The sequence below is a fragment of the Bacillus sp. URHA0034 genome (genome assembly GCF_056280405.1).
This window is the reverse complement of record NZ_JBWCDK010000002.1, coordinates 253125-277104: the sequence shown is the minus strand read 5'-3', so window position 1 is coordinate 277104 and position 23980 is coordinate 253125. Positions and strand designations below refer to the sequence as shown.

Sequence of the window (23980 nt, the reverse complement as noted above, 5' to 3'; positions counted from 1 at the left end):
GGAAACATAGGTTCACCAACTAGAGCTTCTTCCATTATGTATGAAACCATTGCATAATCATAAAAGCATTAATATGTTTTTTTATTATTATCATTTGAACTCAAAATAATTAATTTTTTTCCTCTAATCAAAATGCAAAGAGAAAAACCTTACCTTGACAAGAAACTTAGGTAAGGTTTTTTAAGGCACATTTAGTTATTGCGATTTCCTGAAACAAATTTACTGATAGATGTTACCACCAGAATGTCTAAACTCTTCGGCTTTTTCCCTCATTCCTTTTTCAATCTCTTGCTTCTGATCAAGTTGGTTTTCTTTTGCAGCGTTCCGAATATCATGAGAGATTCTCATGCTGCAAAATTTTGGCCCGCACATGGAGCAGAAATGGGCTGTTTTGGCCCCTTCAGCAGGCAGGGTTTCATCATGGTATTCTAGTGCACGTTCAGGATCCAAAGATAAATTAAATTGATCTCTCCAACGGAATTCAAAACGAGCCTTTGATAATGCATCATCTCTAATTTGTGCACCGGGATGTCCTTTAGCTAAATCAGCCGCATGTGCAGCAATTTTGTAGGTAATGACTCCTTCGCGAACATCGTCTCTATTTGGTAAGCCAAGATGTTCTTTTGGAGTTACATAACATAGCATGGCGGTTCCAAACCAGCCAATCATTGCGGCTCCAATCGCAGAGGTTATATGGTCATATCCGGGAGCAATATCCGTAGTAAGAGGTCCCAGTGTATAGAAGGGCGCTTCCTTACAAATTTCTAGTTGTTTATCCATGTTCTCTTTAATGAGGTGCATCGGTACATGTCCTGGACCTTCGACCATTACCTGTACGTCATGTTCCCAAGCAATCTTCGTTAATTCGCCTAGAGTTTCTAATTCCGCAAATTGTGCTTCATCATTTGCATCGGCAATAGAACCTGGACGTAAACCATCTCCTAATGAGAAGGCCACATCGTATGATTTCATAATTTCACAGATCTCTTCAAAGTGAGTATATAAAAAGTTTTCTTTATGATGGTGTAAGCACCATTGGGCCATAATCGATCCGCCACGTGAGACAATTCCGGTTAACCGTTTCGCTGTTAACGGAACATATCGTAATAAGACACCGGCATGGATGGTAAAGTAATCGACACCTTGTTCAGCCTGCTCAATTAAGGTATCACGGTAAACTTCCCAAGTTAGATCTTCGGCAATTCCATTTACTTTTTCTAAGGCTTGATAAATCGGAACCGTACCAACAGGAACGGCTGAGTTTCGAATAATCCACTCACGAGTCGTGTGGATGTTTTTCCCTGTAGAAAGATCCATAATCGTGTCAGCGCCCCAGCGAGTAGCCCACGTCATTTTTTCCACTTCCTCTTCAATCGATGAGGAAACCGCCGAATTCCCAATGTTGGCATTTATTTTTACATGAAAATGGCGTCCGATGATCATTGGTTCTGTCTCTGGATGGTTGATATTAGAAGGGATTATCGCCCGGCCTCTTGCCACTTCATCACGGACAAATTCAGGCTTCATATTTTCCCTGATTGCGATGTATTCCATTTCAGGTGTAATGATTCCTTTTTTTGCATAATGGAGCTGTGTCACATTTTTTCCTATTTTTGCTCGTAATGGCTTACGCTTTAATCTAGGAAAAACTTTATGATTAGCCCTTGGGTCGTTTAGATCTTGATACCCATTATCTTCTGGTTTGATTTCACGGGCTTCATATTCTTCAACATCAGATCGTTCATTTATCCATGTACTACGAAGGGCAGGCAGACCTTTTGTGATGTCTACGGAATAATTTGAATCTGTATAGGGGCCGCTTGTATCATACACCCGTACTGGGGAATTCGCTTCCTCTCCAAAGGTACTTGTTGTCGGACTTAGTTCAATTTCACGCATAGGAACTTTAATATCGGGTCTTGAACCTTCTACATAAACTTTTTTACTGCCTGAAAAGCTTGACATGATGGAAATGTTTTTTTCATTTAATGAGGTGGATACCATTGATAAATCTCTCCCTTTTTATTTAATAAAAGGACGAGTTCTAGAACATGAATGGGAAAAAAGAAGCACATAAAAAAGCCGGGTCCTTTAAAAGGATGGACCCGGCAAATGTATGTAGAAGTTAATCTTAATAAAAGATGCTTATCAACTTCCCCACGCTGGTATGATCCAGATCAGGTCCAAAGGGTCAAGAAACTTAAGCGTGTTTCTCTCTCAGCCCAAACTATTGGACTCCCCTAGTTATGTTTATTTAACTTTTTTCAGTATACAAGAAAAGTGGATAGAATCAAATCGAAATTTATAAAATTTAGTAATTTGAGTCTATTTTACTAGTAGTTAACAGTTCATGTATATTTTTCAAAATCAAATAGAAAATAAGAAGTGAATATAACTATGGAGGAATGGATGATGAACGAAAGTATTCCAAATCAGAACGATCCTGAAAATAAAATGAAGATATTTAAAAACATTCATCAGTCAGCACTAAACTACGTCCAGCCGGCGATTGAAAATACGGCGCCAACGTCACAAGATGCAACTCAAAACTTAGTAAACCAAATCATGAAAAATCAAGAACCGTAATAGAAAAGACCTCATTTAGAGGTCACTCTCTTTCAGGGGCTATAATTCAACCTTAATTCGATCTGGGTCCTCAAAATAAACTGCGTAATGTGATTTTCCTCCTGCAAATGGATGCTTATTTTCATAGAGAATGTGAATACCTCTTTCTTGTAACGCGCTGGTCATCTCATCCACCTGCTGACGTGAACTTGCGTGAAACGCCAAATGGTTTAGACCCACCCGACATCTATGATAGGGTATATCAAGAAACCGCTGCTCAGCTTGCACAAAGACTATGTATGTTTCACCGAGTTTCTAGCTCTGCCCACTTTCCCATTCTTGAAAAGGTTCGTAGCCTAACTTTTCTAAAAACCAACCCCAAAATTCAATTGTCCTGCTTAAATCGGAAACATAGATTTCAATATGATGAATAAGTCCGTGTGACAATGGATTCCCTCGTTTCTTTACTTCAATTACTGAATTGTTTTAATAGAATAACACAAACCATGATTGAAAACTGTTTAATTATTTAAAGGATATTTTAATAGAACAGTAAAGTTTTTTTGATGAATAGAAAACTCGGCTAAGGTACTTGTCTGATAAGACTACTTGCGTGAATAGTGGGTAAGGTCGTTATTTCTACTAAGCCCTTTTCTCTGTCAGAAAACCTTCCATATTTTAGGACGAATGAAGATATTATTGATATATTCATAGAATCTTAATTTAAGGGGGAGTCACAACCAATGGGAAAATGGGGGAGGAAATCAATACCTTTCATAACGAGTTTAGTTTTAGCAGGAAGTTTACTAGCCATGCCTGCAGGTGCCACGGTACATGCAGCCGCAATTACCGCTAGTCCTGTCGCAAAAAGTGCTTTAGCGGCTGAGATTGAGGAAGCGACAATACTTGATTTAGAGCATGATATGAAAAAGGGGACGTTGACGTCTGAACAATTAGTTCAATTCTACTTAGATCGAATCGGGGAGTATGATGATAGTATTCACTCTATTATTACGATTAACAAAGATGCGATTGCTGAGGCAAAGCAACTGGATCAAGAACGAAAAGCTGGCAAAGTCCGTGGTCCATTACATGGAATCCCAGTTATTTTAAAAGACAACTTTGATACATACGATATGCCGACGACAGCCGGTTCCCTGTCGCTAAAAGGGTCGGTTCCATTGAATGATGCTTACCAAACGAAGAGATTAAGAGAAGAAGGGGCGATTATCCTTGGAAAAGCAAACCTTCATGAATTTGCGTTTGGATTTGAAACGATTAGTTCTTTGGGGGGGCAAACGTATAATCCATATGATACGACAAGATATCCTGGCGGTTCGAGCGGAGGTACGGCAGCGGCTGTTACTTCAAACTTCGTAACGGTCGGATTAGGGACAGATACGGGGGGGTCCATTCGAATTCCGTCATCTTTTAATGATCTTGTTGGAATCCGGCCAACCATGGGACTAGCCAGCAGGGATGGAATTATTCCACTTGCACTCTCACAGGATGTCGGCGGACCGATTGCTCGTACAGTGGAAGATGCTGCCGTGGTACTTGATGCGATTGCCGGGTATGACCCAGCCGATCCAGTAACGGAAGCCAGCGTCGGTAAAGTGCCGCAAACGTATACACATTACCTTAAGAAAAATGGATTGAAAAAAGCACGCATTGGGATCGTACGAGCCTTATTCGGAAACGATCCACAAATAAATAACGTCATGGACCAAGCCATTGCTGATATGAAAGAGCAAGGGGCCGAAGTATATGAGGTCACCATACCGAATCTTGATCAAATTCTAGCGTATCCAAGCTTAAGCGGATATGAATTTAAGTTTCAGTTAAATGACTACTTAGCATCACTTGGACCCAATGCACCTGTTCATACATTGACAGATATCATTAATAGCGGACTATATCATCCGAGCTTAAAAAGCGGTTTAATCTCAAGAAATAATATGGGATCTCTAGAAACGAATGTAGATTACCAGAGGATTATAACGGAACGTCCAAAACTGGCTAAGGAAAGCTTAATGACCACTTTTAATGAATTTGGGCTTGATGCACTTGTTTATCCAACTTCTAGTGCATTACCAGCCGTAGTAGGTAGTGGGCAGGGTGCAGGAAATGCTAATCGGTTAAGTCCTTTTTCAGGCTTCCCAGCCATCTCAGTTCCTGCCGGTTTCAGTGATAATGGCCTACCTATAGGAATGGAAATGCTGGGAAAAGCATTTGATGAGCCAACATTGATCAAGTTGGCTTATTCATATCAAGAAGCAACCCATAATCGAAAAGAACCTGTTTTAAAATAGAGTGGGGTGCAGGTCGAGAAAAGGTGAAGAGGGAGATAGACAATTATCCTCCTAGCGGACTCATGAGGATCTCCTGCTAGTATGGAAAGTTGTCCGCATGGACGGGTGATGAGGACAGAGATCCTCACCAGAAAGAGAAAGTTGTCCTCATGGAGGTGTGATGAGGACAAAATTCTTCACCAGAAAGAGAAAGTTGTCCTCATGGATGGTTGATGAGGACAGAAATCCTCACCAGCAAGAGAAAGTTGTCCTCATGGAGGGTTGATGAGGACAGGAATCATCACCCGAAGGAGAAAGTTGTCCTCATGGATGGTTGATGAGGACAAGAATCATCACCAGAAAGAGAAAGTTGTCCTCATGGATGGTTGATGAGGACAGAGATCCTCACCAGAAAGAGAAAGTTGTCCTCATGAAGGGTTGATGAGGACAGAAATCTTCATCAGATAGAGGAAGTTGTCCTCATGGAGGGTTGATGAGGACAGGAATCTTCATCAGATAGAGGAAGATGTCCTCATGAAGGGTTGATGAGGACAGAAATCTTCATCAGATAGAGGAAGTTGTCCTCATGGAGGGTTGATGAGGACAAGAATCATCACCAGAAAGAGAAAGTTGTCCTCATGGAGGGGTGATGAGGACAGGAATCTTCACCAGAAAAAGAAGTTATCCTCATACCGGTGCTATCAGGACAGAGATTGACTCTACTATAAAAAATGGTCTTCATGAAGGTTCATGAGGACCATTTTTTTATAGTAAATTCATCTTAATGCCTATTCCTCAATAAAAACGGTGCATAAATCTTAAGCATGTAACCGAACCCTAACTTGAGATGATGCTTTCTTTTTAGTAAGAGTAAAAAAGAATATGCACCCGATTAAGGAGGTAGTAAACATTATAGCACCCATTGGAACTGCCGTTGACTCATTAATCCCAACGAGAGGAGATACAATCGAACCAATTAGTAATGGGAGCATCCCTAACACCGCACTGGCACTCCCTGCACGATGACCTTGTTTTTCCATGGCTAAAGTAAATGAACTTGTTAATATCATTCCCATTGTCGTCATGTAGATAAAGATGGGTATCACAATAGCGGCTAATGGTCCTTCAATCACCGTCATCACAAGCAGGACTAATGTTGCGAATACAGCGGTAATAACGGCGACCCGAAGCAGGCTTCGTTCAGGAACAATCCCAGCAAAGCGCCCAATCAGAAAACTTCCCGTAATAATCGCCAGACCATTAATCCCAAATAAAATACTAAAAACTTGTGGTGATACGTCATAAATTCCCTGGTACACAAAAGGCGTACCCGATACATAAGCAAAGCTGCCGCCATGAACAAAACCGACAATTAAGGCATACCCAATAAACGAACGGTCTTTAAACAAACTCCCCATTGTCCGTAAAGAATGCCCAACAGAGCTCGGAACTCTTTTTTCCAGCGGTAATGTTTCCTTTAAACGCAAGGACACTACTAAGACGGTAAAAACCCCGAGAAAAAATAAAAAATAGAAAATCGTATGCCAGCTTGCAAATGGCATAAGCAGAATAGCTCCGCCCGTCATGGGTGCAATCATCGGGGCTGTTGAATTGATGACCATTAAGAGGGCAAAGAATTTCGTCAGTTCTTTACTGCTAAACACGTCACGTACCACCGCCCGGGAAAGGACGATTCCCGCTGAGGCAGTAAAGCCTTGTAAAAATCGGGCTGATATCAATATGATAATATTCGGAGAAATTGCACAGAGAAGGGACGCTAAGGCAAATAAAGAAATCGAAACAATTAACGGCTTTCTTCTCCCCTGGGCATCACTGATGGGTCCAACAATCACCTGACCAACAGCCAGCCCAATTAAACATGCCGTTAAGCTCAGCTGTACAAGTGACGCACGTGCCCCAAAATCATGTCCAATACTAGGGAAGCTTGGTAAATACATATCAATATTAAATGGTCCAAGCATTCCAAGCAAACTAAGCAGGAATGCCAATCCCAATCGCTGTTTACCTGTTGGATTATGAAGCATAACCTCACACCTTTCAATCTCGTTTTCTTGTTGCGTATATCGAAATTTTCGAGAAACTGAAAAAGAACTTTTCACAGTATAACATAAGAAATAGTTTTTTTAGTTGAAAAACTAAAAAATCAATTTATAAAATGATGAATCCAACAGGTACAATTGACTAGCAATTTAATTAATTGGTAGTATTAGGGGTAATGAATGATTAAATCGATAAAATCTACAAGGCATGATTGCCTTTTGAGAAACCTTAGAATAGGTGGTATAAATGGAATCCATTCACAAAAAACAATTAATAACCAATTGGTTATCATTCTCCAATCTGCAACTGAAAATCACAAATGAGTTAGAAAGCAGCCTACAACTGAAACATCAATTATCACTGAACGAGTTTTACGTTCTCCTATTTTTGAATGAAGCACCTGAAAAAAAGTTAAAATTACAGCAGTTACAGAACTTGGTCGGTTTAAGTCAAAGTGCCATGTCTAGGTTAGTAAGTCGATTTGAAGCAAGGGACTGTGGTGTATTAAAAAGAAACATCTGCGTAGACGACCGAAGAGCAATATACACTTCCTTAACGCCGGAAGGAGAAGAAAAGCTAACCAAGGCAATGGTTACGTTTAATGCAACACTTGAAAGGACCTTTTCAAAAGAAACGGTTAAAGAAGAATTACAACAACTAATGGATCAATTAAAAGGAAATGGGACAAAGTAGAATCCGGATTGTCAAAATGTACGGATTTCTATGTCCCATTTTTTTAGTTAGTCCATCTTACTTGACGGGTGTTTTTGGTGTATGTTAATTTGTATGCATGCACATACATTTTAATTATGTGACTGATAACTTAGCATTTTTTAGATGAGAAAAGGCGGTTAAAATGGAGAAAAAAGTAGACGCTAAACGGTGTTACATGGCTTTTTAACACAGCCTAATTCTTCTAAAAGCTAATCGATTGAAGGAGTGTTCACATGGAACATTTATTTACCCCTTACCAGTTAAAAGGATTGGAATTGAAAAATCGCGTCGTTATGCCGCCGATGTGTCAATACTCGGTTACCAATAAAGATGGAATTGCGACAGATTGGCATTATGTGCATTACGTTAGCCGAGCGATTGGCGGGACCGGATTAATTATTATCGAAATGACGGATGTCGAACCAGACGGCCGAATTTCTGATTATGATTTAGGTTTGTGGTCAGACGATCATATCGCTCCATTAAAACGGATTGTAGACGCTTGCCATCAATATGGAGCGAAAGTAGGGATTCAGATCGCTCATGCGGGCAGAAAAGCGGAAGATGCTGAAGTACCCGTTGCTCCATCTGCGATTCCATTTGACGAAAATTCGAAAACACCAAGAGCCTTGTCTACAGAAGATATAAAAGGTATGGTAGAAAAATTTCGCCTGGCTGCACAGCGGGCTGTCAAAGCAGGGTTTGATGTAATTGAACTTCATGGTGCCCACGGATACCTGATTCACCAATTCACATCAGCCTACACAAATAAACGAACAGATGAGTATGGGCAGGAATTGACCAAGTTCGGGAAAGAAGTCATTCAGGCAGTGAAAAGTGAGATACCTGAAAATATGCCATTAATTATGCGAATTTCAGGAAGAGAATACGTAGAAGGCGGTTATGGAATCGACGAAGCGATTGAATTTTCAAGAGTTTATCAGCAAGCAGGCGTAGATATGTTCCATGTAAGTGCAGGGGGAGAAGGACCAATTGCTGCGGCCGGAAGACCTGGAACACACGTTGCGTACCAAGTGCCATTAGCAAGAGCCATTAAGGAAGCACTTAATGTCCCTGTAATCGCTGTAGGAAGACTAGACGAACCGGGACTAGCAAACGCTGTAATCGGCAACGAAGACGCGGACCTTGTAGCAGTCGGAAGAGGAATGTTAAGAAATCCTTATTGGGCATTAGAAGCGGCATCTGAACTACGGAAAGAAACAGAAGTCCCAAGACAGTATACACCAGCATTCCCAACTCGCTAGAACGATAACGTGAAAAGGAGCAATTATCATGAATTTTGTAACGTTAAACAACGGATTAAAAATGCCGCAGCTTGGTTTTGGTGTATGGCAGGTCGAAGACGATCAAGCCACTGCTGCAGTTAAAACGGCTATCCAAGTAGGTTACCGCTCTATCGATACGGCGATGATCTATCAAAATGAAAAAGGTGTGGGAAAAGCCATTAAAGAATCATCGGTTTCCCGTGAAGAATTATTCATAACGACAAAAGTCTGGAATAGTGACCAAGGATATGAAAATACACTCCGTGCGTTTGATGAAAGCCTAGAAAGATTAGGACTTGACTATGTCGATCTTTACTTAATTCATTGGCCTACTCCTCAATTTGATCAGTATGTCGATACCTATAAAGCATTAGAAAAGCTTTATCATGAGGGCCGTGTTAAAGCTATTGGTGTGTGTAATTTTGAAATTGAACACCTAGAGCGGCTTTTAAAAGAATGTGAAGTAGTACCGGTGCTAAATCAGGTCGAATGCCATCCGTACCTTGCCCAAAATGAATTAAAAGAGTTCTGTGCGAAGCATAATATTTTTGTAGAAGCATGGAGCCCGCTGGATCAAGGTGGAGAAGTGCTTCAAGATGAAGTGGTTCAACGAATTGCTAAAGTACATGATAAGTCACCGGCTCAAACTGTTCTACGCTGGCATTTACAGAACAATACAATCGTTATTCCAAAGTCGGTTACACCATCAAGAATTGAAGAAAACTTCCAAGTTTTTGATTTCGAACTAACCCCTGATGAAATGAATGAAATCAATCAAATCAATCGCAATCGTCGCAAAGGACCAAATCCGAGCGAGATGAATGTTCGATAGGATAAACGAATGACGTGTGAACAACACACGTCATTTTTTTATGTAGCTAAAGAACATCGAATAGCCTGGCCATTAGAAAGCAAAACTAACGTTGCGGGTGCGGTTAAAGAAGCATCCTTAACGACCTAAAACAAACAATTATGAGGTGTCAAAATGGTTAAAAACAAAAAAAGCAGATTTTCAAAAAATAAAAAAGGTGCGCCTGTAGCTGATGTGGAATTTGACAGAGAAAATGGACTTGAAAAAATGGCAATAAAATCTCAACAAAATCATAATCAGTAGAAAAATGGGTTAGTAATCCTGCTCCATTTTAACTTAACCTAATATTCGAGCAGAACAAAATTAATCAAAAAAACTCATCCAAATGGATGAGTGTTTAAATTATATATGTAATCGTGCACCTTCTGTCGATTAATCTCCATAAGCGTTGCTTAAACAGTTAACTCAGCCCAGGCAACCCTTCGGCACATGAGAGCTTCCACTTAATGCTGCTTCCTTCCGGACCTGACATAGTTCATGGATTCCCATTGCGAAGGACCAAGACGTCAACATCACTTTTTTAAGACAGACCCTACAGCGAATTAACCTAGAAAAGGAATTCAACCCCGCTGGAGCGGATTGCGAGTACAGGGCACCGCTACCTCCCCGTCTAGCACGATACTATCATTATACATCCAGTTTGAAAAAATAACATTATACTTTCTCTGTAAAAACGACCTAATTTATCCAATCCTACATTTTAACCATTGTTTGATTCTTAACCATACTTAAATGATTCTATAAAGTCTGGGCAATCTAAAAAAGGAGGGCTTGCTTATGATCGTTTATCATGGATCCATAAAAAAATTTGACCATTTTACAGAAAAAACAACTATCCCACAACTACCAAACGATATCGATACAATAGGATTTTGGTTTACGTCCGAAATTAAGGCAGCGCAAGCTTTTGCATATGGAACCGAGACTGTTATCGAAAAATCTAGAACTGAGTTTTGGGACGATGGGGAACCGAAAGTCGTGCAATATGACAGACCTGTTCGCGGCTTTATCTACAGAGTGTTTATTGATGAACCAAACCTAAAGGAATATGAAGCCTATGAATTGTTTATGAGGGATCGGGACCAATATTGCGATTATTTTACAACAAAAAAGAGGAACCTTACTTGGAAGGATCAAGCTACTCTATTAAATAAAGAAGAAGCCAATGATAAATTTCGGAAATACCTTTTAAAACAGCGATATGAGGGTTTTATTGTACGAAACATACAACTGCAAAGTGATTCGACAGACTTGTTTTGTATTTTTTCGCAAGAAGGTCTTTTCATTGCTGATATCGTTTCTGTCGATGAATTACCGGATAAATAAATCAATCTAAATTGGAGAAAATAACAAATACAAGTGAAGAAGGATGGTGATGATCATGTCTTTTACATACAATCTGTACAGCTCAAAAGACTTTCGATTTACAAAATCCTATCATATTAAGTGCGACATTCCGCCTCATAAATTCCGGTCAATCATGATGGAATTCCGCAGGAATGGTGAAGAAAATATGGAGGCTTTTGTTCAGTATATGAGGGATACCTTTCCTGATACGTTCCAACTTTTTGAATATGACGATGTGTTACAATATGATGCCGATCAAGAGAACTCTGCTATCTTGGCAAACCTCTTATCAAACGGACAGGATGATTTTCATCATCAGTTATAATTCTATTTGCGGGCATTCACAACGGCTATAAATATAATGAGTCCGAAAGCGTTTTCAATTATTTTTAAAAAATAAACAGTATGTAGTTGGGGCAGGATAAAAAGCGCGAACTAACAAACAGCCCCTCTATATTTTAGTGCTCCAAATAAACGAATAAATTAGCTCATGAAATGGCTGTAAGCCAGGTTCTGTACTTCCGTACTGCAAACGGCAGCAAGCCTCGTACAGGAAGTAGTAGTCATGTAACTATCGACCAATGGCCGATTCATCCGTTTGGTTCAATTCCCGCAGGATGATGCCCCTACCTAAATTTGGGTTGCTCGCTCGTGGGGTTTACCCGTTCCACCTTTTCCGTTTCCAGAAAAGCTACGTCACTGTGGCACTTTCAGGTTACTCTCCGCATATCGCTAAGGACTTAGCCTGATTTCACCGCCGTCAGTCGTATCGTTTAGATCGACTGCCCACCCTTACGAATGGCACGAACACTACAGGCATCTCAGCACTGTGCGAGCCTGGACTTTCCTCAGCTCCCATAAGGAACCGCGACTACTCACCATTTCATCTTTTTAATTTGTTCTTGAAGCGACAATAGATAATATATCAGAATTAAATCGATAAGTCATTGGTAGGTTAATTCCATTGTTACCAACTTATAAATAAGGGAAGCTTTTACGAACGCAGAGATCGGATTATCGCTTTGTATGAAAGAAGGGGCGCTAGTGATTTCGGATCGCTCATGAAAAAATATACATCAATTGCTGATTTGGGAGTAGATATTAGGAGATGACTTCTATATAGGGATAACATCTAATCAATAAGCAGAATCGGTTTACCGTTAACAAGGTTGAGGGGGATGAACGCTTATGAGATTGATAAAGTGGACTGTGGGAGTATTTAAAAAGAAACATGAAATTCTTGCCGTTCCGTATAGCCAAAACATGAAGCTAGTGATTGGGAGTCTGCTTGGTGCAGCTGCAGCTATTCTGCAGTCGGCCGGGTTGATTGGCGGGATTGGCTACGCGTTTAGCATAATGGCAACCGGACCGATTGTTTTGGCGACGGTCATTTCGATCCGAATTGGCTTGTTAACGTATGCAGTGACTACGTTTTTATTGATCATCCTTCAACCGAGTGAAGTCCTAGTCTTCCTGTTTACCACCGGCCTTCTTGGTATCAGTCTTGGAATTGGTTTTAAAGTCTACCATACGGCGACTACGGTTTCCCTAATAGGAGGAACCTCTCTTACTGCTGGGATTCTTATGTTACTTTATTTATTTCAATTCCCAGTGTTAGGTCCTTCGATTACAAATGAGGTAAATGGAACAGTGGTAATAGGAGTTTTCCTTTTTGGCCTGTTTTATAGCTGGATTTGGACGAATCTAAGCATGATTGGAATGAGGCACCTAAATAAGGTTATGTTGAGAAAGGTATTACTTGAGAAAGATGAATCAAGCTGCAGCTGAGAGGAATCGAATTTCAAGGAAAACAATTAACGCCTTCAGGACTGATCGGGTTAGTCCATTTTTTGAACGATGAAAAGAGGCTGACCCAAAAGGTAATTGATGAATAATTTTTGTACTCTCTGTTGATTGGAGCGGAAGGCGCGAAGACTCCTACGGGAGTACGGGACAGGGGAGACCCCGCAGGAGCGAAGCGACGAGGAGGCTCACCGTACCGCCCGCGGAAAGCGAAGCGCCTGGAGCGGAAATCAACAGACTAGTTTAATGTATAAAAAAGGAGGTGCCCCGAAAAGTTATACTTTTGGGACACCTTCATTGTAAATCCAGTGTTAATTTTTCTTTTTCCATAATATCCCCAATGATATCGTTAATCGTTACATTTTCTAATACCTTTTCTAAAGCTAACTGAGCTTCTGATAACACAGGCATAATCGAATCTTGAATATTCCTGCCTACGAGGCAATCAGGATGAGGATTTTGATGTACACTAAATAATTCTTTTTCCTGGACAACTTCGACCGCCTTATAAACTTCTAGTAAGGTGATCTTACCTGGCTCCTTGGCTAGTTTGGCACCTGCAATACCGGGTTTCACTTCGATTAACTTCGCTTTTTTAAGCATCCCCATAATTTTTCTGATTAAGGTCGGATTCGTGTTAACACTTCCAGCTAAATATTCCGATGAACTGATTCCGTCCTTATTTAATTCAATTAGAGCTAATATATGAATGCCGACTGTAAAACGGCTACTGATGGACATATCATTTACCTACCTTACATTTTAATTGTACATGACACCCCATATTCCTCATGTATCTATTTTGATTACAACTTATTATACCTTAAATTCTGCAAAAAATTAAAATGATTGATAAATGTGTTGACAAGATTACTAGATGTATCTATTATGAATACAGGTAACTAAATTGAATACAGGCTGAATCAGAAGGTCAAATAGAAAATACTAAAAAAGATAGGGGAGGAAAAGAGTATGAAAATGTTAGTAACAGGAGCAACTGGCAAATTAGGATTAAAAGTGGTGGAAGTTTTATTGAAAACTATACCAGCTGAACAATTAGCTGTAAGTGTTCGCAATCCCGAGAAAGCGGAGGGATTACGAGCTCGCGGAGTAGAGGTTCGCAAGGGAGATTTTGACCTTCCAGTAACATTGGATTCCGCTTTTGCAGGGATAGATCGCCTTTTAATTATTTCTGCTGATGGCGACAATGAAACAAGGATTCCACAGCATAGAAATGCAGTAGCCGCTGCTAAGCGGGCAGGAGTTAAATTCATTGCCTATACAAGCTTGGCGAAAGCAAAGGAAAGTCAAAACTTCCTTGCTCCAACACATCAGGCAACGGAAGAAGCTATTCTTAACACAGGGATTCCTTACTCTTTCTTACGCAACAACTGGTATTTAGAAAATGAAATCCCAAGCATTCAAGGTGTCCTTGCAGGAGCTCCTTGGGTGACATCAGCAGGAAATGGCAAGGTAGGCTGGGCACTGCAACAAGAATATGCAGAGGCTGCCGCAGCTGTATTAGCTGGAAACGGGCACGAAAACACCATCTACGAGCTATCTGGTAAGTTATTGACACAGGAAGAAATTGCTTCTGCCCTTGCTGGTGTATTAGGTAAAGAGGTACCTGTGACACAGGTAGATGACACCGCCTATGCTGATATCATGAAAGGTGCTGGGGTACCAGATTTCCTTATCCCTATGCTGGTTGGCATCCAAAAAGGTATTCGTGAAGGGACTTTAGAAGTAGAAAGTAATGATTTTGAAAAACTTCTTGGCCGGCCACTTACCCCGATTAAAGAGGCACTCAAACAGATTGTAAATGGACTAACAACAAAATAATTGATTTAAGTACCGACCTCTTTTAAATAATGGAGGTCGGTTTTTTCAAAAGAGAAGAATTTCTTCGTTATCTCAAACAATGTAGGAAGCCAGTATGAAAAAGCAGGTTTTTGAAACAAGTTAACCGAATTAATTGGTAAATATCTTAACGGAGGATTCCAATGCTTATCAGAGAAATAAAACCCGATGATGCTGAAAAATTGATCAATTTAATAAAGCAAGTTGAAAGTGAGTCGCAATATATGCTCTTCGAACCAGGAGAAAGAAAGATGAGTTCATCAGAGCAAAAAAATAGAATAGAAATAATGAGAAAATCAGATAATTCGACCATTTTTGTTGCCGAAGATGATCATCAATTCAAAACGGATTAGAACCTTACCCTGCAGCAGTTTAGAAGATAGTTGTTCTAGTTCTTCCTCCTTTACTTGTTGACAAGAAAGGTTAGATTCCAGCTTTTTCAAAAAATCTTCCCGTGTTTGACTCTTGATGAGCGGTTCAGAAATACAGGATCTTATAATTGCTAAATCGCATAGGGAATTAAAGAAGTATAGATCAACATCAAATTTTCCTTTGGTTAATTGCTGCTTTTCTAAATCCTTAGACATCATTAGGTCGCCTATATAATATTCTGGGTCTTTGTTTAGATTCACGGTATTAACCCCTCAATGAAAAGTTAGCATCAATATATAGAAACAAATGTTATTGTTTCCATATTGTACATAGTTATGTACACTTCCAAAAGCCTAATTATAATAGCGACCTTTTACACGAAAAGTTATGCTTTTTTTAACAGCTCGTCCAAAAGAGAGAATCATCCCTCTATCAGACTTTTAGCAGATTATGTTAAAATAAATAGAAAAAGAAAAGGTAGGTAGAGGAATTATGAAATTGATAGTATCCAAGAAAGATATTGAGTATTTTCTAGAGAACTTCTTAGACCTTGCTGAATTTGATCCACAGGGGAACAAACATTATTTTATATTCCAAGATCATACCCGAAACGGGGATTGGACATTAATGTTTTATCCAGAAGAAGAGAAATGGACCACTCACGGTAAAGGTTTGGATTATTGCGATGAAAGTGAAAAGGAATTAACGAGGACAGAGTTAATTCAATTTTTGTATAAGAGCAGAAAATATGTGAACAACGAGTTGAGAAGCAAAAAGGCGGTAGAACCATCTTACCAATAGTTCTCATCTTTTATAGAAGGAGGTGCTTCGGTATCTCCTTTCTTATAATTTGTGAAATAAAAGGGGGATGAACCGGATTGAGCATTAAACAAATTTCAATCAGGTTAATAGTATTAATCATAATAATGGGGATCGTTGGCTGTGAAAAAACCAGAAAAGTTAATGAAGGCCTAACAAGTAAAGCTAAATACTCTCTTGATCTAAAAAATTTACAAAGTCAAAAGGAGACGAATCTAGATTATTCCAAAAAACAAATGATTCTGTCAAATGGCATAAATAATATCTCTTATGATATTGAGGAATTTTATAATACACAAAATAAAGAATATTACTACGTCCTAAATCTTCAAAAACATCCTCTTACTGACAACCAAAACGAAATGAAAATTGTTCTTTACAATATTTTTAAGTTCTCCGTTGGAGCATCACCTAATCAAGAAACCAACTCATTTGACTACATAGCATCCTCACCAATATGGCTTAAATTTGACAATTCGTTTGTAAAGGATGGGGCTTACTATTTATTTAGATCCAAAAAAGCATTAGCTGCCAAAGCTTTTCAGGTGGAAGGTATTTTTGTAAACGCAATTCCTGTAGGCAATAAAAAAATAGGAGAGGAAACGTATCGTTTTATCTTTAATGAAGAAAAAGGCACAATATATGAATAAAGGAAAATTTCTCGAATATTGAGAAGCCAATTCTATTCAAAGAGGTTAAAAATCGTGACCCCGGTTCAATACCGGGTTTTTTTACCGTTAACGACAACGCTCTTTTTAGGAAGCTGTCGTTATAGTAGGTTTCAGTTCAGCATATGGAATTATTTCTTTATGATTTATGCGTTTTGAGAATGGTTGGGTCCTTGATTGATAAAAATAATTGGGATGTTTATGAAAGCTGAATGTTTTGTAGAGAGGGCATTTTCAGCTGAAAATCAACCCTATAACTACGAGCAAGGAGAACACAACATGAATGCGATTAATACGAGTGATGGTACAGTAGAAAAAAAAGAAACAATCATGAATAAAATTTTAGGAACAGTCAGTGGAAGTTTTGCGCCTATATTGGGGGTACTTGCTGGATCCGGACTAATAACGTCCCTATTATCGATTTTTATCTCATTAGGATGGTTATCGCATGAGAGTGGTACCTATGCAATATTTTCTGCAGCTGGGCATGCTATTTTTTACTTCTTTCCTGTATTTTTAGGGATTACATTAGCGACTAAGCTTGGAGCCAATGGCTTTGTCGGCGGTGCGATTGGCGCTGCACTTTTAGAGCCGCATTATACGGATTTGGTGGCAGAAAAGGCCCAAAACGTAGAGTTCTTAGGGATCCCAGTGATATTGGCGAATTATTCCTCCACTGTTTTTCCGATTTTGATTGCTGTTTCCATTTATTCCTTATTTAATCAGCTTTTAAAACGGGTCATTTATAAAGACTTACAAATGTTTGTTAATCCACTTGTTTCATTAATTGTGATTGTTCCCTTGACTGTCCTTATTTTTGGTCCATTTGGTACATATGTTGGTGAAGCATTGGCGGTCCTAATTCAATTTTTAAGTGCAAGAAGCGGTCTTTTAACAGGTGCAGTGATGGGTGCTGCATGGTCATTTCTGACGATATTAGGACTTCACTGGGCGATTATCCCGATATTCCTTGCCAACCTGGCATCGAAAGGTTTAGATCCACTTAGCCCGATGGTAGCTGCAGCTCCATTTGCACAAATGGGGATGGCACTTGGGATTTTCGTCAAGACTCGAGATAAAGATTTGAAAACACTCGCTGGCTCTGGGCTTATTCCGAGTGCCCTAGCAGGTACAACAGAAATCATCACATACGGTCTATTAGTACGCTACAAACGAACCATGTTGATCGTTGCGATCGCAGGCGCAATTGGCGGAGCGATAAACGGGGCATTTGGTGTAAAGGGGACTGGATTTGCACTTCCAAGTTTCTTGTCCGTTCCAATCTTTACACCGATTGGATTATATTTGATTGGTACGTTAGTAGCTCTAGTGTTAGCACTAGTTTTAACACTTGTCTTTGGGTATGAAGGGAAGAACGACACGGTTGCAGCTAAAACGGTGAGAGAATTTGGAATCTCGATTGTACAGCGGGAAACCATTGTAAGTCCATTAAGCGGAGAAATTGTTCCATTAAGCAAAATTTCAGATCCTCTTTTTTCTACGGAGACGGTTGGAAAAGGGATTGCGATTGATCCAACAAAGGGTGAAGTGGTATCACCTGTTGATGGAGTCGTTACGACTCTATTTCCAACCGAACATGCCATTGGGATTACCTCAGAAGGTGGAGCTGAAATCTTAATTATTGTTGGAGTAAATACTATTAACTTAAAGGGTAAATTCTTTACTTCCCATGTAAAACAATGGGATGAAGTAAAGCGGGGGGACTTGCTGATTGAATTTGATATAGAAAACATTAAAGCTGCCGGCTATGATGTAAAAACTCCTGTTGTCATCACCAATACCAATCAATATTTAGATGTGGTGCCTGCTAATGAAGGAAAAGTCTTGGCACAAGATGATTTAATCAAGCTGTTGGTATAATCTAAGGATTACTTCTCTCCGTTTTGGACTATGTTTGTTGTGGTAAACATACAAAAAGGAGAGGAGTTGATCGTATGGATGAACCAAAACAAAGTTATTATATTAACATTCAATCTCACGAGATTTTTAGTCAACCTAATGGAGTGGAATGGGATTATAAAATTGAAGCAACGGCAAGTCAACTTGCTGTTCTAGAACGGTTGTTTGATAAAACGGAAGAAACTGATTGGGAAAGTTATCTCCGCGCCCACATTCCATTTCTAGAATATCATCATCAACCTGAAAATAAAGAATATGATTTGCGGATGCTGTTGATCTATAGCTTCCTTTATTATTTGGGTGATGAAAAAACCCGCGGCCATATTCGTGATATGGGAATATTAAATGAGAATTTAATAAAAGAACAAGCCATACAAGGGTACCGGGAATTTTGAATGAAAAACGAGCCTTTTTCGTTAGAAATAAAGGCTGTACCTTATCGAAATTGTAATAACAAAAAAGAGGCTGACTCAAAAGGCGGTTGAAGAATAATTTTTGCACACTCTGTTGATTGGAGCGAAGCGACGAGGAGGCTTCCCGTTCCGCCCGCGAACCGCTCGCGCCTGGAGCGGAAATCAACAGACTAATTGAATGTACAAAAAAGAAGGTGCTCCCTAAAAGTTATACTTTTGGAACACCTTCTTTTTTGTTATCGGTTTTGAATATAGTTTACGACATCACCAACGGTTTGAAGCTTTGCTGCGACTTTGTCAGTTATTTCAATAGCAAATTCATCTTCAATTTCCATTGTCAGGTTCACCATATCAAGTGAATCAGCTTCGAAATCATCTTTAAATGATGCTTCTGGTCTGATTTCTTCCATTTTGACCCCCAGTTGGTCTGCAATAATAGGCTTTAACTTTTCAAATGTAGTCATGGCGGAATCCTCCTAAATAGATCATAAGGATAATTATATCAGTCTAATTAGGAAGGTGAAACATAAAATAATTGACAATAAATAGTTTCAGAAAAATGAATATCCAATAGTCATATAATTTTGGTGAATTTATATGATTCATTTACTAGTTTACGGGTATATACTTTTTAACAAATGAACTACCTTTAAGCTTCTTCTTTTAGAGTTAAGGGTGTTACGGAGTAAACGGTTACACATGGAAAAAGCTAAAAACAACAAGAAGTTAATATGAAAAGGAGGATGTTAAATGGAGATTTTAGATTTTGGTGTTTGGTTTCAGTATTTCTTGTTAATTATTAGCGGATGTTTAGGTTTATTGCTTATATTATTGGTATATTCCAATAAGTATACTCGTGAAAAAATTAATCAAATGAAGCAAAATGATGATAGCTTTGATACTTTTACGGAATTTCACTAACGTGTTTATTTGGTAAATAAGAAAAATCTTGAGGAAACTAACTTTCCTCAAGATTTTTCTTTTATTCCCATAAATCATTTGCCAATTCCAGTAAATAAAAGAATTTTCTCCATAGGTGAATTTCGCAACTGCGCTCCAATCATTTAGTTCGGACCCATAGCTTTGTACAGGAGTAACAAATTTAGCATCCATGCCTTTTAGTTGATTGTGTTACTCTCGGTGTATAGACAGCTTTAACTTTAATATTTTGCAAGATCGTATCTAAGCCACCAATATGGTCGGCATCAGGATGGGTGGCAACCATTACCTCTAAATCTGTCACACCTAAAGTGTGGAGATAACGAACTACATCATCCCCTTTATCATTGTTTCCACCATCAATTAAAATGTCATCTCCCGCTGGAGTTTTAATATAAATACTATCCCCTTGACCGACATCAAAATAATAGACCTTTAATCCACTATCACTTGGAGTGGTATTTTGAATAGTAGGTTTCGTTGTTTTTGTAGTGAAATAGAATGTTAGATTCTTGTCTGCGGAGGATTTTTAGTGAAGGCATAGCGGAGAAGTTAATAAAACTCAAACAAGGCATCACTTGGATGCCCCTAGTTCATTGAATTTCTTACTGAAGATGATTTTATGAGCTAAATAATAGATAACTATATAAAAGGGAACAGAGTATACAAATTTCCAATTTTCAGGCTCATATAAGCCAAGCCATTTAAAAATAGGTTCACCAATAAAAGCAGTAATGATTGAAAAAATCAATCCAATAATCCATGGGTTTCTTTTATAAAACCATTGTAAAAGAAACATCACCGTTATTGGCATTAATGAAAAATCAAAAGGAATATAGGATGGAATAGCAGGTGTTACAGGTTTTAGGTAATTCCATGCAGATAATTGAACCCCTATATTGTCCAATGTTACAGAAATAAGAGCAACAAAGGTACCTGCGGAAAGTAGTCGACTGGTGCTTTTCTTTTCTCTATAAATGATCCATACAATCCACGGCATGATCGTAAGAAAAATACCCAGCCACCATTCCCAAGTAAATAGAACTTCATGCTTCCATGCTAACATTCTGTAATCATAAGCTTTATGGTATTCCCAAAAAGATTTATGCATCCCTGAAGATGAGTGAATGATAGGTTCCTCCTGTTATTTTGATAAGCTACTATTACACTATTGCCATTTAGATATTAGAATAAACTAATCTAATGCCCGCATTTCGATGAAATAATAAAATATCAACACAAATAATGGTAAATTGAAAAATTGTCGTTAAAAAGACACAGACCGTTGAGTGAATTTACACTATGATAGATGTAGAAACTTGAAGGGTGTGAGTTCTTTGGATAATGTAAGAGTGATTTATAAGGGCATAGAATACATGATTCTGTCCCAATATGCCACTGGGTATTGTGAAATCGCTGAGCCAACAAAAGATCATCGTGAAATACTACTTGTTCATTTCTCTGAATTAACATTAATTAAATAATTTTCTTTAATCATATATCAGGATCGCTGCGGCGGTCTTTTTTAAAGTTCTAGGAATAAAGTAATTTCACTTAATTTTTTTCATAATAGACCTGTGTACTTGTTTAAATCGAAAAATTATCCTAAAGTATACTTGTTGAAATAATTTAAATACAGGACAGGAGTTTGATATCTGCCAATTCAGTGGTAAAAATATGAATATGAGAGGAAGTGATGGGGTGAAACAGTTTAAATACAGCAGCCTGATTATGACGGTATTATACCTTTTTCTATTTTTTTATCCTTCCTTTGCTTCTGCTCATGCTTACATACTTAAATCTACCCCCTACGAAAACGAAATAATAAAAGAAGCACCAAAAAAGGTATCTATTGAGTTTGATGAGAAAATCCAGACGTCTTTTAATTCTATAAAAGTGTTTGATTCCTCAGGTAAGCGAGTTGACAAGAAGAATGGGGGGGTTAATTCTAAAAATCCATCCATTATTGAAAGTGATTTAGATGAAAATCTTCCTAATGGGACCTACAGCATCCAATGGAGAGTTGTGTCTAGTGATGGTCATCCAGTAAAGGGGGCCATTCCATTCCAAATTGGAAATGGACATGCCCAAGACGATTCAACCGATAATGAATCAAAAGGATATATCCCAAAATTGGACCTGATCATCATTCGTTGGTTCCAATATGTGAGTAATGCGTGTTTCCTTGGAATACTTTTCTTTAGCCTTTGTGTTCTTCGTAAAGAATTAATAAATGATTTATGGGTGTTTAATATTTTAAGTAAAATGGCAAAACTTTCGCTCATAACATTATGTCTAAGTATTATTTTGAGTTTACCTTTGCAGGCGACGATTGAATCGGGTTTGACCTGGGGTAAGGTTCTAAGAATTGAAGTATTTAGTGATATACTAATGAACACGCTTTTTGGGGAAATGTGGATCCTTCAAATCTGTTGCTTGTTTTTCCTTTTTATTACTACATACTTAATGCAAAAAACAAACTTTAAATCGTTATGGTTGTGGATTTCTTTTGTTCTTGGAATGGGCTTGATCCTGTCAAAAGCATTTACCAGTCATGCTGCCTCGTCTACAAATGTATATATTACGATTCCAATAGATTTTATTCATTTACTTTCAGCTTCGATTTGGATAGGGAGTTTAATTACACTAGTAGCTTTGATCCCTCTAAGTAGAAAGCCGGATACAAAGATGCTGTATTTTGATTCAATACGTAGATTTTCAAAATGGGGAACCCTTTTAGTCATCTTGTTAACCATAACGGGGGTTATCGGCAGTATTTCCTATATTCCTAATCTTCGGAGTCTTTTATTTACTAATTACGGACGAGTGTTGTTAGGTAAGGTTCTTCTTTTGATTATGATGATGGTTTTTGCTGCGGTTAATTTTGTTAAAGGGAAACGAAACAGAGAAAAGGGGTGGACCTCATCCTTATGGGGAGAATTCATAACAGGATTATCCGTTTTAATTCTTTCTGTCTTATTAACCAATCTGCCTACTGCAATGGCGTCTCCTGGTCCGTTTAAGGAAACAAATATAGGAAAGCAGGGAAGTATAATTACTTTTGAAGTGACTCCTAATGTTATTGGGGAAAATTCCTTCGTTTTATTTTTGCAAAACAAAAAAAGTCAACCTATAAAGAATATAGAGCAAGTAACCCTTACGTTTACATCGCTAGAAATGGATATGGGTGATGATACTAAGACGTTAATAAAAGTCCAAGATGGCAAATACAAAGGACAAGGAATGAATTTCAATATGGCAGGCCGTTGGAACGTTCATGTCCATGTTTTAACGAATGATTTAGAAACTCTTGATACCGACTTCAAAGTGAGAGTAGGCAGTCAATAAACAGAGGAGAAATGTATATGAAAAAAACGATGAAAAAGGCTTCGAAAGTGATTTTACCAGCCATTATGGGGCTATTTTTGTTCTCAAGCGTGGCAAGTGCGCATGTGACAGTAATTCCGAAAACGTCTGCAACTGGAGCGTGGGAAACGTATATGGTTAAAGTTCCAGTAGAAAAAGAAGTACCCACTACCAAAATTACATTAAAAACACCTGCAGGGGTAGAAATGGAGTCTTATCAACCAGTCCCAGGCTGGAAATATTTAGCTGATAAGGATTCCAATGGGAAGGTTAAATCAATAACTTTTGAAGCAACAGGTGAAGGTATTTTACCTGGTCAATTCCAACAGTTTTCTTTTGTTGCGAAAAACCCTGATAAAGCGGGGGAAATAGCCTGGGATGCCTATCAATTCTATAAAGATGGCAGTGTGGTGGAATGGACTGGGAATGAAAGTTCAGACTCACCACATTCGATAACAGATATTGTAACGGCAGCAACAGATGACCATCATGATGTACCAGCGAAAACAGAAGACACTAAAAAAGAGGTTACGAAAACAGCGGATACTGGACAAGCTAATTCTCTTCCACTCATCTTATCGATTGTTTCCGTTATCTTATCTCTAGTGGCACTTGTCTTTGCATTCCGTAAAAAGTAATGGAATGAAAAAAACCTGTTCATTTTGTTGAACAGGTTTTTTCATGA

The 23980-nt window shown here is 38.6% G+C and carries 25 protein-coding genes, 2 other RNA genes, 1 pseudogene and 1 riboswitch; of the genes and pseudogenes, 18 read left to right on the top strand and 10 right to left on the bottom strand.

Annotation, left to right across the window (positions count from 1 at the left end; genetic code table 11):
• Positions 1-219 precede the first annotated feature (219 nt).
• A complete protein-coding gene (gene thiC, locus ACZ9EE_RS03615) occupies positions 220-2004 on the bottom strand; it encodes a phosphomethylpyrimidine synthase ThiC (RefSeq protein ID WP_476025318.1) in 1785 nt (594 codons plus the stop codon).
• Positions 2005-2137: 133 nt separating this feature from the next.
• A riboswitch (TPP riboswitch) is annotated at positions 2138-2252 on the bottom strand.
• Positions 2253-2409: 157 nt separating this feature from the next.
• Here thiC and ACZ9EE_RS03610 point away from each other — a divergent pair.
• Entirely contained in the window at positions 2410-2586 is a 177-nt protein-coding gene (locus tag ACZ9EE_RS03610) for a hypothetical protein (protein ID WP_476025317.1), read from the top strand.
• A gap of 39 nt (positions 2587-2625) precedes the next feature.
• Here ACZ9EE_RS03610 and ACZ9EE_RS03605 read toward each other — a convergent pair.
• Positions 2626-3012, bottom strand: a pseudogene (locus ACZ9EE_RS03605) (VOC family protein).
• A 296-nt stretch (positions 3013-3308) separates the two neighbouring features.
• Here ACZ9EE_RS03605 and ACZ9EE_RS03600 point away from each other — a divergent pair.
• A complete protein-coding gene (locus tag ACZ9EE_RS03600; RefSeq protein ID WP_476025316.1) occupies positions 3309-4877 on the top strand; it encodes an amidase family protein in 1569 nt (522 codons plus the stop codon).
• Positions 4878-5674: 797 nt separating this feature from the next.
• Here the strand turns inward: ACZ9EE_RS03600 and ACZ9EE_RS03595 are convergent.
• Entirely contained in the window at positions 5675-6901 is a 1227-nt protein-coding gene (locus ACZ9EE_RS03595; protein WP_476025315.1) for a Bcr/CflA family efflux MFS transporter, read from the bottom strand.
• Between the two features lie 262 nt (positions 6902-7163).
• On the opposite strand from ACZ9EE_RS03595, the gene ACZ9EE_RS03590 reads away from it, so the two are divergent.
• The 4 genes from ACZ9EE_RS03590 to ACZ9EE_RS03575 all read left to right on the top strand — a co-directional run bounded on the left by ACZ9EE_RS03590 (position 7164) and on the right by ACZ9EE_RS03575 (position 10031).
• On the top strand, positions 7164-7610 hold the full coding sequence (locus tag ACZ9EE_RS03590; protein WP_476025314.1) for a MarR family winged helix-turn-helix transcriptional regulator: 447 nt from the start codon (positions 7164-7166) through the stop codon (positions 7608-7610).
• A gap of 254 nt (positions 7611-7864) precedes the next feature.
• The gene (locus tag ACZ9EE_RS03585) at positions 7865-8896 is read left to right on the top strand and encodes an NADH:flavin oxidoreductase/NADH oxidase (protein ID WP_476025313.1); all 1032 of its coding nucleotides are present in this window, start codon (positions 7865-7867) and stop codon (positions 8894-8896) included.
• Positions 8897-8924: 28 nt separating this feature from the next.
• Positions 8925-9749: an aldo/keto reductase gene (locus ACZ9EE_RS03580; protein ID WP_476025312.1), complete on the top strand. Its 825-nt coding sequence runs from the start codon at positions 8925-8927 to the stop codon at positions 9747-9749.
• Between the two features lie 153 nt (positions 9750-9902).
• Positions 9903-10031, top strand: a complete 129-nt coding sequence (locus ACZ9EE_RS03575; protein ID WP_476025311.1) for a hypothetical protein — start codon at positions 9903-9905, stop codon at positions 10029-10031.
• Between the two features lie 111 nt (positions 10032-10142).
• Here ACZ9EE_RS03575 and ffs read toward each other — a convergent pair.
• Positions 10143-10407: signal recognition particle sRNA large type (gene ffs / locus ACZ9EE_RS03570), an RNA gene on the bottom strand.
• Between the two features lie 128 nt (positions 10408-10535).
• Between ffs and ACZ9EE_RS03565 the strand changes: the two genes are divergently transcribed.
• Positions 10536-11114, top strand: coding sequence for an ADP-ribosyltransferase-containing protein (locus tag ACZ9EE_RS03565; RefSeq protein WP_476032843.1), 579 nt, complete (start codon positions 10536-10538; stop codon positions 11112-11114).
• A 154-nt stretch (positions 11115-11268) separates the two neighbouring features.
• Entirely contained in the window at positions 11269-11460 is a 192-nt protein-coding gene (locus ACZ9EE_RS03560; protein ID WP_476025310.1) for a hypothetical protein, read from the top strand.
• Between the two features lie 172 nt (positions 11461-11632).
• Here the strand turns inward: ACZ9EE_RS03560 and rnpB are convergent.
• Positions 11633-12018: RNase P RNA component class B (gene rnpB, locus ACZ9EE_RS03555), an RNA gene on the bottom strand.
• Between the two features lie 305 nt (positions 12019-12323).
• Between rnpB and ACZ9EE_RS03550 the strand changes: the two genes are divergently transcribed.
• Positions 12324-12923, top strand: a complete 600-nt coding sequence (locus tag ACZ9EE_RS03550) for a hypothetical protein (RefSeq protein WP_476025309.1) — start codon at positions 12324-12326, stop codon at positions 12921-12923.
• Positions 12924-13232: 309 nt separating this feature from the next.
• On the opposite strand, the gene ACZ9EE_RS03545 is transcribed toward ACZ9EE_RS03550, so the two are convergent.
• On the bottom strand, positions 13233-13679 hold the full coding sequence (locus ACZ9EE_RS03545; protein ID WP_476025308.1) for an Rrf2 family transcriptional regulator: 447 nt from the start codon (positions 13677-13679) through the stop codon (positions 13233-13235).
• 231 nt (positions 13680-13910) lie between these two features.
• On the opposite strand from ACZ9EE_RS03545, the gene ACZ9EE_RS03540 reads away from it, so the two are divergent.
• The gene (locus ACZ9EE_RS03540; RefSeq protein WP_476025307.1) at positions 13911-14780 is read left to right on the top strand and encodes an SDR family oxidoreductase; all 870 of its coding nucleotides are present in this window, start codon (positions 13911-13913) and stop codon (positions 14778-14780) included.
• A gap of 314 nt (positions 14781-15094) precedes the next feature.
• On the opposite strand, the gene ACZ9EE_RS03535 is transcribed toward ACZ9EE_RS03540, so the two are convergent.
• The gene (locus ACZ9EE_RS03535; RefSeq protein ID WP_476025306.1) at positions 15095-15430 is read right to left on the bottom strand and encodes a hypothetical protein; all 336 of its coding nucleotides are present in this window, start codon (positions 15428-15430) and stop codon (positions 15095-15097) included.
• Positions 15431-15662: 232 nt separating this feature from the next.
• Here ACZ9EE_RS03535 and ACZ9EE_RS03530 point away from each other — a divergent pair, with 232 nt between their 5' ends.
• From ACZ9EE_RS03530 to ACZ9EE_RS03515, 4 genes are all read left to right on the top strand, one after another.
• Positions 15663-15971, top strand: a complete 309-nt coding sequence (locus ACZ9EE_RS03530; RefSeq protein ID WP_476025305.1) for a hypothetical protein — start codon at positions 15663-15665, stop codon at positions 15969-15971.
• Positions 15972-16048: 77 nt separating this feature from the next.
• Complete coding sequence (locus tag ACZ9EE_RS03525) at positions 16049-16639, top strand: hypothetical protein (RefSeq protein WP_476025304.1); 591 nt, start codon at positions 16049-16051, stop codon at positions 16637-16639.
• A gap of 297 nt (positions 16640-16936) precedes the next feature.
• Entirely contained in the window at positions 16937-18538 is a 1602-nt protein-coding gene (locus ACZ9EE_RS03520) for a glucose PTS transporter subunit IIA (protein WP_476025303.1), read from the top strand.
• Positions 18539-18612: 74 nt separating this feature from the next.
• A complete protein-coding gene (locus tag ACZ9EE_RS03515) occupies positions 18613-18972 on the top strand; it encodes a hydrolase (RefSeq protein ID WP_476025302.1) in 360 nt (119 codons plus the stop codon).
• Between the two features lie 254 nt (positions 18973-19226).
• Here ACZ9EE_RS03515 and acpP read toward each other — a convergent pair whose 3' ends face one another.
• Positions 19227-19454, bottom strand: coding sequence for an acyl carrier protein (gene acpP / locus ACZ9EE_RS03510; RefSeq protein WP_476025301.1), 228 nt, complete (start codon positions 19452-19454; stop codon positions 19227-19229).
• Between the two features lie 286 nt (positions 19455-19740).
• On the opposite strand from acpP, the gene ACZ9EE_RS03505 reads away from it, so the two are divergent.
• Positions 19741-19911, top strand: coding sequence for a hypothetical protein (locus ACZ9EE_RS03505; RefSeq protein ID WP_476025300.1), 171 nt, complete (start codon positions 19741-19743; stop codon positions 19909-19911).
• A gap of 181 nt (positions 19912-20092) precedes the next feature.
• Here the strand turns inward: ACZ9EE_RS03505 and ACZ9EE_RS03500 are convergent, their stop codons facing one another.
• Positions 20093-20293, bottom strand: a complete 201-nt coding sequence (locus ACZ9EE_RS03500; protein ID WP_476032842.1) for an MBL fold metallo-hydrolase — start codon at positions 20291-20293, stop codon at positions 20093-20095.
• Positions 20294-20503: 210 nt separating this feature from the next.
• Entirely contained in the window at positions 20504-21040 is a 537-nt protein-coding gene (locus ACZ9EE_RS03495) for a CBO0543 family protein (protein ID WP_476025299.1), read from the bottom strand.
• 226 nt (positions 21041-21266) lie between these two features.
• Between ACZ9EE_RS03495 and ACZ9EE_RS03490 the strand changes: the two genes are divergently transcribed.
• The 3 genes from ACZ9EE_RS03490 to ACZ9EE_RS03480 all read left to right on the top strand — a co-directional run bounded on the left by ACZ9EE_RS03490 (position 21267) and on the right by ACZ9EE_RS03480 (position 23933).
• Positions 21267-21413: a hypothetical protein gene (locus ACZ9EE_RS03490; protein WP_476025298.1), complete on the top strand. Its 147-nt coding sequence runs from the start codon at positions 21267-21269 to the stop codon at positions 21411-21413.
• A 217-nt stretch (positions 21414-21630) separates the two neighbouring features.
• Positions 21631-23277, top strand: a complete 1647-nt coding sequence (locus tag ACZ9EE_RS03485) for a copper resistance CopC/CopD family protein (RefSeq protein WP_476025297.1) — start codon at positions 21631-21633, stop codon at positions 23275-23277.
• Between the two features lie 17 nt (positions 23278-23294).
• A complete protein-coding gene (locus tag ACZ9EE_RS03480) occupies positions 23295-23933 on the top strand; it encodes a YcnI family copper-binding membrane protein (RefSeq protein ID WP_476025296.1) in 639 nt (212 codons plus the stop codon).
• The last annotated feature ends 47 nt before the right edge of the window (positions 23934-23980 follow it).

Excerpts from the sequence above, each read along its gene's own strand:
- thiC (WP_476025318.1), bottom strand. The coding sequence starts at position 2,004 with ATGGTATCCACCTCATTAAATGAAAAAAACATTTCCATCATGTCAAGC.
- ACZ9EE_RS03610 (WP_476025317.1), top strand. The coding sequence starts at position 2,410 with ATGATGAACGAAAGTATTCCAAATCAGAACGATCCTGAAAATAAAATG.
- ACZ9EE_RS03600 (WP_476025316.1), top strand. The coding sequence starts at position 3,309 with ATGGGAAAATGGGGGAGGAAATCAATACCTTTCATAACGAGTTTAGTT.
- ACZ9EE_RS03595 (WP_476025315.1), bottom strand. The coding sequence starts at position 6,901 with ATGCTTCATAATCCAACAGGTAAACAGCGATTGGGATTGGCATTCCTG.
- ACZ9EE_RS03590 (WP_476025314.1), top strand. The coding sequence starts at position 7,164 with ATGGAATCCATTCACAAAAAACAATTAATAACCAATTGGTTATCATTC.
- ACZ9EE_RS03585 (WP_476025313.1), top strand. The coding sequence starts at position 7,865 with ATGGAACATTTATTTACCCCTTACCAGTTAAAAGGATTGGAATTGAAA.
- ACZ9EE_RS03580 (WP_476025312.1), top strand. The coding sequence starts at position 8,925 with ATGAATTTTGTAACGTTAAACAACGGATTAAAAATGCCGCAGCTTGGT.
- ACZ9EE_RS03575 (WP_476025311.1), top strand. The coding sequence starts at position 9,903 with ATGGTTAAAAACAAAAAAAGCAGATTTTCAAAAAATAAAAAAGGTGCG.
- ACZ9EE_RS03560 (WP_476025310.1), top strand. The coding sequence starts at position 11,269 with ATGATGGAATTCCGCAGGAATGGTGAAGAAAATATGGAGGCTTTTGTT.
- ACZ9EE_RS03550 (WP_476025309.1), top strand. The coding sequence starts at position 12,324 with ATGAGATTGATAAAGTGGACTGTGGGAGTATTTAAAAAGAAACATGAA.
- ACZ9EE_RS03545 (WP_476025308.1), bottom strand. The coding sequence starts at position 13,679 with ATGTCCATCAGTAGCCGTTTTACAGTCGGCATTCATATATTAGCTCTA.
- ACZ9EE_RS03540 (WP_476025307.1), top strand. The coding sequence starts at position 13,911 with ATGAAAATGTTAGTAACAGGAGCAACTGGCAAATTAGGATTAAAAGTG.
- ACZ9EE_RS03530 (WP_476025305.1), top strand. The coding sequence starts at position 15,663 with ATGAAATTGATAGTATCCAAGAAAGATATTGAGTATTTTCTAGAGAAC.
- ACZ9EE_RS03520 (WP_476025303.1), top strand. The coding sequence starts at position 16,937 with ATGAATGCGATTAATACGAGTGATGGTACAGTAGAAAAAAAAGAAACA.
- ACZ9EE_RS03515 (WP_476025302.1), top strand. The coding sequence starts at position 18,613 with ATGGATGAACCAAAACAAAGTTATTATATTAACATTCAATCTCACGAG.
- acpP (WP_476025301.1), bottom strand. The coding sequence starts at position 19,454 with ATGACTACATTTGAAAAGTTAAAGCCTATTATTGCAGACCAACTGGGG.
- ACZ9EE_RS03505 (WP_476025300.1), top strand. The coding sequence starts at position 19,741 with ATGGAGATTTTAGATTTTGGTGTTTGGTTTCAGTATTTCTTGTTAATT.
- ACZ9EE_RS03495 (WP_476025299.1), bottom strand. The coding sequence starts at position 21,040 with ATGCATAAATCTTTTTGGGAATACCATAAAGCTTATGATTACAGAATG.
- ACZ9EE_RS03480 (WP_476025296.1), top strand. The coding sequence starts at position 23,295 with ATGAAAAAAACGATGAAAAAGGCTTCGAAAGTGATTTTACCAGCCATT.